Genomic DNA, 11,629 nt, shown 5'->3' with positions numbered 1-11,629 from the left:
TGACTGGCAGGTGGCCGCAAAAGGTATGTCGGGTGAAACGTGAGGTGGATCGGCGCCGCGATGTGCTCCATGATCCCCACGTGACGCTGATATCACGGGAATTCGGGATCGGAAACGTCTCTGCCCCGACAATCGGGGCCGACGTGGCCGCGGTGTTCAACCCCTTGTCGCGCGTGGTTTGCCGCGCGACCGCGGCGGCCGACTGTTCCAGGCCCGCGCACAGCGCCGACATCGCACAATCTCGGCTGTTCGAAGACATCCTGCTCGCCGAAATCGCCGAGCTGCGGGCGAATCTCGCGGCCACCGAACTGCGGTGGCGGCGGGTTCGGGAACGTAGCAGGGTGGCCGATGCGCCGATGCCGGAAGCACTGGTGCGGTTACACGCGCGTATCGCCGAGGCTGAGCGTCTGCTCCTCCAATTGCGGTCCCGGTTCGGCTACGACGGAGATTCACTCAGGGTGATTTGATCTTCGGTGCGCGTGGGCATCGTGTTGATGCCCACGCGGCGCTGAGTTGCCCTCAGTCGGGCACCGCTGATACCTGATAGTGGGCGATGCGCCAGCCTGCGTCGCCGCGGGTGAGCAGGACGCTGAGGTTCAGCGGGATCACCGTGCCGTCGGGACGAGTGAAGCCTGCGCGCAGGTAGCCGAGCACCACGGTGTCGGCGGGCCGCCGGGTCTCATCGATCCGGTAGTCGACGGTCAGACCGACCGGCTGGGACTCGTAGTAGTCGAACACCCCCTGCCGGCCCACGCTGTAGGGACGCAACCCCTGGAAGATCGCGTCGTCGGTGAACATCGCGGCCACCCGCTGGGGATCATGGGCAGCGATGCCGGCTTTCCATTCGTCAAGAACCTCTCGGAGGATCGCCGCCGTGTTCTCTTCAGTGCCCGGCACTTTGGCCTCCGTCCACATGCAGGATCTCGCCGGTGACGAATCCGGCCCGCTCCAAGTACAGCACCGCGTCGACCACATCGTCGATATCGCCCATATGACCGACCGGATGCAGCGCCGAGAGGAATTCGTGGGATTCGGGTGCGTGCATCGGGGTGCGGATGGTGCCCAACGCGACGGCGTTGGCGCGGATGCCACGCGACGCGTACTCGATGGCCAGCGCCTTGGTTGCGGCGTTCAGCCCGCCCTTTGTCAGGGACGCCAGTACCGAGGGCACCTGGGAGTTGGCGTGGTCGACGAGGCTCGTGGAGATGTTGACCACGTGTCCGCCTTCGCCGTTCGATTCGATCGCGGCGATCCCGGCGCGGGTCAGTTCGAAGAAGCCGCGCTGGTTGACTCCGGTGACGGCGTCGTAGTCGTCGTCGGTGTACTCGGTGAAGGGCTTGGCGATGAAGATGCCGGCGTTGTTCACGATGGTGTCGACGCGGCCGAAGCGCTCGATCGCGGCGTCGATCAGTTGCTTGCCCATGCCGGGCTGCCCGATGTCGCCGGGTACGGCCAGCACCATCGGGTCAGCGCTTTCGCCGATGTTGCGGGAGTTGGCGACGACGGCGTAGCCCAGCTTGCGATAACCCGCGACCAGGGCTTCGCCGATGCCCTGGGAGGCGCCGGTGATGACCGCGACGTGTGGTGTGGTGCTCATGGGGTGGTCCCTTCTCGGATCTGGTCTGATGCACTGCTCAACGTGAACGGGGGCCAGGTCATGTCCGCCCCGGGGGACCAGTTGGCTCTCTGCTGAGAGTCTGCGCCTACTACGCTGCAACGGTGGAGCTACGTCAGCTGCGCTATTTCGTCACCGTCGCCGAGGAGCTGAACTTCGGGCGCGCGGCCGAGCGGCTGCGGATCGCCGGTCCGTCGCTGTCTCAACAGATCAAGGCGCTGGAACGCGATCTCAAGGTCACGCTGTTCGACCGTGACCGGCGCTCGGTGGCGTTGACGCAGGCCGGCAGTGCGTTGCTGCCGGAGGCGCGGTCCCTGATCCAGCAGGCTGATGAATTACGCAGGCGCGCACACGGTTTGGCATCGTCGGATCCGGTACGGATGGGGTATGTGAACTGGTGCCCGACAGATTGGGCCGACCGGGCCGCGGGCGTGGCGCAGGTCCGGGTGGACACCTGGGTGATGCCGTCGCACACCCAGGCGGCCCGGGTCGCCGACGGCAGCCTCGATCTCGCGATCTGCTGGGTGCAGAACCGTGATCTGGACTCACTGTCTTTGCAGGCCAGGCTGATCGGGGTGGACCGGCTGTACGCCCTGTGCGCGGGCACCGACGAATCACCCGTCAGTGCCCGCGACACCACGGTGCTGATCGATACGGACGCGGCGAGTTGGTCCTCCTGGAACACCTATGGCGAACAATTCGCCACGGCGGTCGGTGCGCCGGTCCTGCGGACCGATGACGGCGGCGTCACCGGCCCCACGTTCTTCGAGCATGTCCGGCGGCTGCGCCGCCCGGTCCTCAACAACCCCAAGGGACAGGACGCGTCGTTGCCCACGGGACTGGTCCGCCGCCCGGTGGTGTCCCCGTCACCGTTGTGGACCTGGTCGCTGGTGTGGCGTCGTGACGAGGCCGGCCCGGCCGTGCTCGCCGTGGTCGACGAGTTCACCCGCGGTATAGGGGATCTCGGGCTGGACGCCCCCGATGTCTGGCTGCCGGAAGACGATCCGCATCACCCCGCACACCACCGCGGCGGCTAGCACCACGACGGCACCCACGAGAAGGGCGGGTGCGAACCCGCGGTGCAACAGCGGTGCCACCACGAGCGGCCCGAGGATCTGGCCCACCGAATATCCGGCGGTGAGCAGGGCGACGGCGCGCGGATACCGCAACAGCCTGCCTGCCGCCAGTGCCAGCGTGCTGACACCGATGAAGGTTCCGCCGAACAGCACCGCGCCCACCAGTGCGGCCGTGACCCCGCCGACCGCGCCGGCCACGGCGATCCCCACGGCCTGCAGGGCCAGCGCCACGACGAGTAGCGCCGGATGCGACCATCGGCTGCTCAACGCCGCCCACAGTGCCGCCGAGGGCACCGTGGCGAGCCCCACCACGAGCCAGGTGCTCCCGCCCAGCCAGCCCGGTGCACCCTGCGCGACGGCCGCCACGAGGAAGGTGCCGGCGATGATGTAGCCGACGCCTTCGAGCGTGTAGCCGGTGAGCAGCAACGCGAACGGCCCGTGTGCCGGCCGGGTTTCGGCGCTCGGAGCGGCCGCGGCGGTGTGTGGCGAGGCGGGCATGGACCAGGCGCAGGCACCCAGCAGCGCCGCCACCGCCGCCGAGGCCCACCAGGCCACCTTCCAGTCGCCGGTGGCCAGGACCAGCAGCGCTGACAGCGCGATACCGGCGCCGACCCCGCCGAAGCCCCATCCGGCCAGGTGTGCGGGATGCCCGTGCAGGTGCTCGAGCATGGTGTTGACCGCGATGACGAACACCAGAGCACTGGCGAAGCCGGCCACGCCGCGTAACACGGCCCATTCGATTGTGTTGGTGGACAAGGGCATTACCGCCAGGCTGACGGCCATGGCGAGCAGGCATGCCCGGCAGGCGGTGACCGAGCGGGCCAGGCGCGGCGAGATCGAACCCGCCAGCGCACCGGCGAGGTAGCCGACGTAGTTCGCGGTCGCGAGGATCGCGGCGTCATGGGCGTTGAGGCCGGCCTGGGCCGACATCAACGGCAGGATCGGGGTGTAGACGAAGCGGCCGATCCCCATCGCCGATGCCAGCGCCGCCGCGGTGCGTGCGACGTGTCCGTGTGTGCGCATCGGCCCATCGTGTGGCAAATCGATCCGTCGGCGCCACGACAAGAAGCCTCCCAGCTGGAAGGCAGTATCTCTCACCGGCAGGGACTGTGGACGCGAGGCGGCGCGTTGAGATGGTGCACCGACCGAGCCGGTCAATCCACCAGGAGGATGCCATGACGAACAACATCACCGCACTGGTCACCGGTGCCAATCGCGGGCTGGGGCGTCATCTGGCCAATGAGCTGCTCGCGCGCGGTGCCAAGGTGTACGCGGCGGCCCGAAACCCGGAGACGGTCGATTTGCCCGGTGCCATACCGATCCAGCTCGACATCACCGATCCGGAGTCGGTGCGCCGCGCGGCCGCCGTCGCGGACGACGTGACGGTGCTGGTGAACAATGCCGGAATCTCCACCAGGGCGCAGCTGCTGACCGGGCCGATCGAGGACATCCGCACGGAGATGGAGACGCACTACTTCGGCACCTTGAATGTGAGCCGCGAGTTCGTTCCCGTGATCGAAAAGAACGGCGGCGGAGCGGTTCTCAATGTCTTGTCGGTGCTCTCGTGGTACCACGCGCCGACGTCGGGAGCGTATTCCGCGGCAAAAGCCGCCGAGTGGGCGCTCACCGATGCATTGCGCACCGAGCTTGCGCCCCGCGGGATTCACGTCGCCGCGCTGCATGTCGGATACATGGACACCGACATGGTCAGCTACATCCCGCCGGAACAGAAGACCGACCCGGCGCTGGTGGCGGCCCAGGCCATCGCGGGGCTGCTCGACGGCCGGCCGGAGATTCTGGCTGATGAACTTTCGCGCCAGGTGAAGGCTCAGTTGTCACAGCACGTTCGGGCGTAGCGTGGGAAATCGCTCACGGTTCACCGACAGGAGGTGGCACGATTGGCGGATATGGAGAAGATCTCGCTCACCGCGATTGCCCGTCAGCAGTTGGCCTCAGCCCGCACGGCCAACAGTGGACGCAGTGCCCACACCGTCTACGGCGGGCATGAACACCAGCTGCGCCAGACGCTGATCGCGATGACCGAAGGCACCGGGCTCGACGAGCATGAGAGCCCGGGCGAAGCCACGCTGCAGGTGATCGAAGGCCGGGTCAAGCTGGCCAATTCCGAGGCCAGCTGGGAAGGTTCACCCGGCGATCACATCGTGATCCCACGCACCCGGCACAGCCTGCATGCACTCACCGATTCGGTGGTACTGCTCACCGTCGTCAAGGTCATGGGGCCGCACACCTAGCGCCCAACCGCGTAGTGCTGAAGATTGCGGTCACCAGGTAGCCGCAATCTTCAGCGTAAGCAGTTGTCCACGTCAGGCCGCGAGATCGACGCGGCTGAATTCACATCCCGGCCCGCAGGAGTGGCCGCTCACCGTGATCCCGTGCCGGCGCATCACCTGGGCGATCTTCGCGGCGGTCTGGCATGGTCGGTCGAAAACCTGACGGTACGACAGTCGGATGGTTGAGCGGCCGTCGACCGCGGCGTCGAGATCGCGCTCAAAATCCCTGTTCCGTGCCGATACCGAGTCATGGAACAGGAGGCCGTCGAGTTCCACCACGAGCCGTTGCCCGTACTCGGCATCGCGGTAGCAGACACCCACCGATGAGGCTGAACGTTTCTGTCGAGTGGCCGGCGGCAACCCATGCGCCCGCTCCACGCGATGGAGATACGCGTGCTCCAGGACCGAGCAGGTGCCCTCGGCGATGTCCACCATTACCGCCCGTAGCCAGCGTCTTCGGCGAATTCGCCGGCGAGTGTCGAGGGCCAGCAGTAGACGCCGCGCGGTGGTGCGCCGTGACTGGCACGCGTTGGCCAGCACCGCAATCGCGTCGAACTCGGATACGGCCTGGCACGCGACGTCAAGGGCGGCCTCCTCGAAACGCAGCCGCGGCGGCCCGAGATTCCACAGCACCCGCTCCTGCAGGTGTGCGACATGGTGGATACGCACTCCGTTCGGTTCGGCCAGTACACCTCGGCCGCGGCCGACGGCGACATGGATCACCGGGCCCCCGTCCGCCAACGCCGATTCCAGGCACAGTGCTGCCGGAGCTGCGTAAAGCACTGCGGCCCAGGCGCGTTGCAACCAGGTCAACGGTCCGGTGTGATTCACATAGATGCCGTCGTGGACCCGCGCCCATTCGTTGCGTCTGAGCAACCGACGAATGTCGTGGGACCGCATGCCCGCATCGAGGGCTTGCCGACGCGCGATGACCCCCGCCTGCCGGCGCAGCGCTTCGTCGACGTCCACGCTGTCATGGTCGTACACCCGACGCCACGCCCGCCAGAGCTGGTCGCGCACCTGTGGATAACTCGTTGTGCTGAAGATTGTGGTCACCAGATGACCACAAACTTCAGCGTTGCCGGACCTGGCTAGATCGCCGGCCCCAACAGATCGTCGGCGTCCTTGATCACGTAGCCGTAGCCCTGCTCGGCGAGGAAGCGCTGCCGGTGGGCGGCGTACTCCGCATCCAGGGAATCGCGCGAGACCACCGAGTAGAACACCGCGCCACCGCCGTTGGCCTTGGGGCGCAGGAGCCGGCCCAGCCGCTGGGCCTCTTCCTGACGGGATCCGAAGGTGCCTGAAACCTGAACGGCGACAGAGGCTTCCGGCAGGTCGATGGAGAAGTTTGCCACCTTGCTGACCACCAGCGTGGAGATCTCGCCGCGGCGGAACGCGTCGAAGAGTGCCTCGCGCTCGGAGTTCTTCGTCGACCCCTGGATCACCGGGGCATCCAGCTCCTGGCCGAGTTCCTCCAACTGGTCCAGGTAGGCGCCGATCACCAGGGTCGGTTCGCCGGGATGGCGTTCCAGGATCGAGCGGACCACCGCGATCTTGGTGTGGACCGTCGAGCACAGCTTGTAGCGTTCCTCGGGCTCGGCGGTGGCGTAGAGCATCCGCTCGTTGTCGGTCATCGTCACCCGCACCTCGATGCACTCGGCGGGGGCGATCCAGCCCTGGGCCTCGATGTCCTTCCAAGGCGCGTCATAGCGCTTCGGCCCGATCAGCGAGAACACGTCACCTTCACGGCCGTCTTCGCGGATCAGCGTCGCCGTCAGGCCCAGCCGGCGGCGGGACTGCAGATCAGCGGTCATCCGGAACACCGGTGCCGGCAGCAGGTGCACCTCGTCGTAGATGATCAGCCCCCAGTCGCGGGTGTCGAAGATCTCAAGGTGCTTGTACTCGCCCTTGGTGCGGCGGGTGATCACCTGGTACGTCGCGATGGTGACCGGCCGGATCTCCTTCTTCTCACCGGAGTACTCGCCGATCTCGTCCTCGGTCAGTGAGGTGCGGGCCACCAGTTCGCGTTTCCACTGCCGCCCGGCCACGGTGTTGGTGACCAGGATCAGCGTCGTCGCGCCGGCCTTGGCCATCGCCGCCGCCCCGACCAGGGTCTTACCGGCCCCGCACGGCAGCACCACCACACCGGAGCCGCCCGCCCAGAACGAGTCGGTGGCCATCTGCTGGTAATCGCGCAACACCCAGCCGTCCTCGGCCAACGAGATCGGATGCGCCTCGCCGTCGACGTAGCCGGCCAGGTCCTCGGCCGGCCAGCCGATCTTGAGGAGCATCTGCTTGACCCGGCCGCGCTCGCTGTTGTGGACGATCACGGTGTCGTTGTCGATGCGGGCGCCCAGCATCGGGGCGATCTTCTTGTTGCGCAGCACCTCCTCGAGCACCGCGCGATCCAGGCTGATCAGCATCAACCCGTGTGCCGGGTGCTTGACGAGTTGCAGACGCCCGTAGCGGGCCATGGTGTCGACGATGTCGACCAGCAGCGGCTGCGGCACCGGGTAGCGCGAGAAGCTGACCAGCGCATCGACCACCTGCTCGGCGTCGTGGCCCGCCGCGCGGGCGTTCCACAGTGCCAACGGGGTGATGCGGTAGGTGTGCACATGTTCAGGGGCACGTTCCAGCTCGGCGAACGGTGCGATGGCGGCACGAGCCGCCCCGGCCTGCTCATGGTCGACCTCGAGCAGCACCGTCTTGTCGGACTGCACGATCAGTGGGCCGTCAGTCATTCGTGGGGTCCCATCCACTCATCGCGCACATCGCGGGAGAATTCATCGCAGCCCATTATCCCGAATCGGCCGACACGCGCATTCGGCGCCGTACCTCGGGCCGGGTCAGCGTGGCGCAACCGTCGGTGCCGGCGGGCGCGCGCCACCGGCCGGGAGCGGCACCTGCGGCACCCCGGGGGTGCCGACCGCACCGGTCAGCCATGGCAGGGTGGTGGTGAGGACCTCTTGGGCGAACGGCCAGTCATGCTTGCCCGGCAGCGCCGTGATCACACAGGTGATGCCGCGGCTGCGGCCCAGGTCGCACAGGGTGTGCGCGGCTTCGGTCTGATCACCGGGGTTGCCCGCGGCGTCCCGCCCGCCGAGGCCCACCGCGTCCGGATCGGCCGGATGTGACCCGCGCTTTACCGGGGCGTCCGAGGAGATCACGAACCAGCCGGACACCCCCGGGTAGGTGCCGTGCCGGCCGATCACGGTGGCCGGGTCGAAGGTGGACCAGGCGGCGCCGTCCCCGCCGTAGAGCCGGGCGATGGTCTGCTCCTTGGTTCCCGCATTCGGGCCGGTGTCCCCGGCGATGTCGACGAATGAACTGAACAACTCGGGATGCATCACGGTCAGATCCACCGCGCAGGTTCCGCCCATCGACCAGCCGACCACGCCCCAGCCGGCGTCGCGTACACCGAAGGTACTGGTGAGGTAGGGCGGCACGTCCTTGATGAGGTGGTCGGCGACGTTGCCGCGTGGACCGTTGACGCATTCGGTGTCGTTGTTGAACGAGCCGCCGACGTCTACGAAGGCGAACACCGGGGTGTTGCCGCCGTGCTCGGCGGCGAAGGCGTCGATGGTGGCGATCGCGTTGCCGCTGCGCGCCCAATCGGCCGGGGTGTTGAATTCCCCGGCGATCATCATGACCACGGGTAGCGGCGGTGCGGACGGGCTGAACCAGGCCGGCGGCAGGTACACGAGTTCGTCGCGGTGTGTGAAGCCGGACTCGTCGGCTGGGATCGTGACGGACACCAGCTCACCGTGGGACGGGATCTCACCTCGCCGGCGCTGGTCGAGCGCGGTGGCCAGATCGGTCTCACCCGGTAGGGGTCCGGCCGTCATCTCGTTCCACAGCGCGGTCACGGTGGGAAAGTAGCCGACCCAGAGATTGACCGCGACGCCCACACTGAGCAGGCACAACGGGACCGCTGCCACCGAAGCGGTCCGGCGCCGCCAACGGCTGCCGCGCCAGCCCAGTGCCAACACCGCCACGGCCAATCCGGTCAGCCCGATCCAGATCCACAGCGTCGCCGGTGCGGGATCGCCGGCGAGCCCCTGGGAATGGACGAACCACCGGGCCCACGCCGTCAGGCCTAGGCCGAGCGCGATCGCACACGGTAGCCAGATCACGCGCCAGCGGCGGGTGCGCCAGCCGACCGCCGCGATCAGCGCCACGGCCGCGATCGCCTGCAACGTCGGGGGCAGCCAACCGTGAAGCAGCGATACTCCCCGATACGCGGGCGGCACCTGATCCGCGGCCGTCAACATCGTTGTCACATCGCCATATTCGTGAACCGCTCTGTGAGGAGGCTGTGTTTCCCTGTGTCGGGCGTAAGGCCTATGTGTCTGCCGAGACGACGGACGTGACGCGGTGGATGGCGAACTCGCGCACCCGCCCGGCGGCCGGATCGTACGCGGTCAACTGTCCGCCACGAACGTTGATGGGGGAGACCACCCGTTGGGTGGCGACCCCGGCCGGGTCGACGTAGCCGATCACCACGGAGGTCTGGTTGATTGCGGCGTCCTGCAACTGGGTGATCGCCATCGCCGGGTCCAGGCGCACGCTGGCGAACGGTCCGGACGCCACCTTGCGCAGCACCGCGACGATCGCACCCAGGGTCTGGGCAGTCGGCGGGGTGGGCGGACGGTAGACGCGGCGCCGGGTCGGTGCGACGACGCGCGCGCCGCGGGCCCTGATGTCGACGACGCTGCCGGTGGAATCCTCGGCGGCAGGCGCGAACCCGGCCTCCCGCAGCACGGTGAGGACATCGGCGATCGACGCCTGTGACACCGCCACGGTCGGAGCCAGCAGTCGCAACTCGAGGCGGTCAGCCCCCGGTGAGGCAACGGCCTGCGCCAGCAGTGCCGGATCTTCGCACCGCAGGAACGACGTGGCCATCCCGACCCGCAGCTGGCCGTGGCGACGCGCCACATCGTCGATGAGGTACGTCAACCCTTGCGGCACCGGGGTTTTCGAATGTTTCTCGAACAGGGTGTGCAGCTCGCTGGCGGTCCGCCCGGCGTCGAGTGCCCGCCGGATGGACGCTTCGCTGATCCGGTAGACCATCGCCGCGCCCGCCGACTCGACGGTGGCCACCTCGGCCAGGTGCTCGGCCAGATCCCGCTCCAGCGGGCCGGGCACGATCACCGTGAGGTCGGCCTGCAGCAGGAAATGGTCGAGCGGTTTGGGCAGCGCCTTGGACATCGCGGCCAGCACGTCCTCGTCGGGGTCGCCGGCCAGCAGGCCACGGGCCGGCGTGCTGATCGCACCACGGCCCACCATGCCCAGCGAGTGAGCCTCGGCGAGCAACCCGCTCACGGTGGCCGGTTGCAGCCGCACCGCCCAGCGTGGCCGCCGCCAGACCATCGCCCGGGATGCCTCGGCGCCGTCGACTCCGGTGCCTGGAGGTAGCTCGGCCAGCACGCTCAGCAGGAGCCTGCGGTCCAGGGGAGCTGCCGTTGAATACAGCGAATCCGACAGTGCGGCAAAGGGTTTGTTGTCCGGCCCGCGGCTGCCGATCAAGGCCGGCCGGGCCGGCAAATCCAGCCACGTAGCGGCCAGCAGGTGCCAGCGGGTGGCAGTCGGGGATTCGATGAACCGGTCGGCGGCCACCGTCGGCGCCCAGTAGGGGCCGGTGCCGTCGCCAGGATCGGGTTCGGGCATCCCGGCCGCGATCAGCCCCGCGCCGGCAGCCAATTCCAGCAGCAGTCCCAACCGCGGTTCGTCGATGCCGGTGGTCTTGGCCAACCGTTTCACGTCGCGCACCCCGAGCCCGCCGTTGCGCAGCTCGGGAACCGGTGTGCTGCCAAGGGTTTCGATGATCAGGTCGATCTCGCGCAGCAGGTCGATGGCCGCGCCGGCGGCCACCGCGTCCACATCGGCAGGCGTCGTCGACGATGTCTGAAGCACCGGCGGAGTCAACTCCACCGGGCCCGGCGCCTCACCTCGCATCGCTTGGCCGACAAGCCGGGGCAGAATCACCGTGTCGTCGTCGATCCGGCGCAGCAGACCGGCCTCCAGTAGGCGCGGCACAGGCCGGTCCGGCGGGGTGTCGGGTGCCGCGTCGCGGGTGCGGCCCATGGGTGAGCCCTCCAGCAACCGGGCCAACAGATCGCTCTGGGCGTCATCGAGCCCGCCGAGCAGTTCCGCGATCTCGTCGGCACTGTGCCCGGACACCTCGACGGCGGCCTGGCCGACGAACCAGGGCAGGCCCGACGCCACCTCTGGCGCCACCCGGACAGCGGCCTTGCCCCACACCAGGGCCCGCTCACGCAGATCTTCGAGCGCGGCGGTCACGTCGTCGGCGCCGATGCGCTCGCCCAACAGTTCGCTCACCTCGGATACCGGGACGGCGTGGGCGTCGGCGTGCAGGACCAGCAACGCATCCAGGACGGCCAGCCGCTGGAAGTCCAGAGAATCGGTGGCAGCCTTGACCGACTGGCGTGAGGTGGCACGCGCAGCGAGCGCGGCGATCGTTCCCGGTGGCGGCTGGCTCAGGTCGGGCCGCAGTTCCAGCAGGCGGATCAGGGCCTTGTCGTCGAGTTCGGACAGCCAGGCACCCAGCGGGAATCCGGGAGTCTGTGCGGCGGTCATATCCTGACCAGCGTAAAGCAGCCCGCGCGATCCATCCCCGGTCGCTGCGC

Annotated in this window: 10 protein-coding genes and 1 pseudogene; 4 read left to right on the top strand and 7 right to left on the bottom strand. The window is 68.3% G+C overall.

The genetic code is table 11. The features are described 5' to 3' along the window. Nucleotides 1-80 precede the first annotated feature (80 nt). Nucleotides 81-467 (top strand): hypothetical protein, encoded by a 387-nt coding sequence (locus ACZY08_RS23655; protein ID WP_463747100.1) that lies wholly within the window; start codon nucleotides 81-83, stop codon nucleotides 465-467. A 52-nt stretch (nucleotides 468-519) separates the two neighbouring features. Here the strand turns inward: ACZY08_RS23655 and ACZY08_RS23650 are convergent, their stop codons facing one another. Further along, on the bottom strand, nucleotides 520-897 hold the full coding sequence (locus ACZY08_RS23650; RefSeq protein WP_463747101.1) for a YybH family protein: 378 nt from the start codon (nucleotides 895-897) through the stop codon (nucleotides 520-522). After that, entirely contained in the window at nucleotides 884-1,597 is a 714-nt protein-coding gene (locus ACZY08_RS23645; protein WP_463747102.1) for an SDR family NAD(P)-dependent oxidoreductase, read from the bottom strand. Before ACZY08_RS23645 ends, ACZY08_RS23650 begins: the two co-directional genes overlap by 14 nt. Before the next feature lie 122 nt (nucleotides 1,598-1,719). Here ACZY08_RS23645 and ACZY08_RS23640 point away from each other — a divergent pair, with 122 nt between their 5' ends. Continuing rightward, entirely contained in the window at nucleotides 1,720-2,652 is a 933-nt protein-coding gene (locus ACZY08_RS23640; protein WP_463747103.1) for a LysR family transcriptional regulator, read from the top strand. A gap of 42 nt (nucleotides 2,653-2,694) precedes the next feature. On the opposite strand, the pseudogene ACZY08_RS23635 reads toward ACZY08_RS23640, so the two are convergent. Further along, nucleotides 2,695-3,663 (bottom strand): annotated as a pseudogene (locus ACZY08_RS23635) (YbfB/YjiJ family MFS transporter); the annotation flags it as partial. 203 nt (nucleotides 3,664-3,866) lie between these two features. Between ACZY08_RS23635 and ACZY08_RS23630 the strand changes: the two are divergent. Then, complete coding sequence (locus ACZY08_RS23630) at nucleotides 3,867-4,547, top strand: SDR family oxidoreductase (protein WP_463747104.1); 681 nt, start codon at nucleotides 3,867-3,869, stop codon at nucleotides 4,545-4,547. Nucleotides 4,548-4,598: 51 nt separating this feature from the next. After that, nucleotides 4,599-4,943, top strand: a complete 345-nt coding sequence (locus ACZY08_RS23625) for a cupin domain-containing protein (RefSeq protein WP_463747105.1) — start codon at nucleotides 4,599-4,601, stop codon at nucleotides 4,941-4,943. Between the two features lie 72 nt (nucleotides 4,944-5,015). Here ACZY08_RS23625 and ACZY08_RS23620 read toward each other — a convergent pair whose 3' ends face one another. From ACZY08_RS23620 to ACZY08_RS23605, 4 genes are all read right to left on the bottom strand, one after another. Beyond that, nucleotides 5,016-5,951, bottom strand: coding sequence for a type IV toxin-antitoxin system AbiEi family antitoxin domain-containing protein (locus ACZY08_RS23620; RefSeq protein WP_463747238.1), 936 nt, complete (start codon nucleotides 5,949-5,951; stop codon nucleotides 5,016-5,018). 122 nt (nucleotides 5,952-6,073) lie between these two features. Further along, nucleotides 6,074-7,723 carry a DNA repair helicase XPB gene (locus ACZY08_RS23615; protein ID WP_463747106.1) on the bottom strand — a complete coding sequence of 550 codons (1,650 nt, stop codon included), beginning with the start codon at nucleotides 7,721-7,723 and terminating at the stop codon, nucleotides 6,074-6,076. 105 nt (nucleotides 7,724-7,828) lie between these two features. After that, entirely contained in the window at nucleotides 7,829-9,253 is a 1,425-nt protein-coding gene (locus ACZY08_RS23610; RefSeq protein ID WP_463747239.1) for an alpha/beta hydrolase, read from the bottom strand. A 70-nt stretch (nucleotides 9,254-9,323) separates the two neighbouring features. Next, entirely contained in the window at nucleotides 9,324-11,579 is a 2,256-nt protein-coding gene (locus tag ACZY08_RS23605; protein ID WP_463747107.1) for a helicase-associated domain-containing protein, read from the bottom strand. Nucleotides 11,580-11,629 lie beyond the last annotated feature (50 nt).

It is taken from the genome of Mycobacterium sp. IDUB_9, assembly GCF_055419505.1.
The sequence above is the reverse complement of the archived record's forward strand: the minus strand, read 5'-3'. Positions and strand labels throughout refer to the sequence as shown.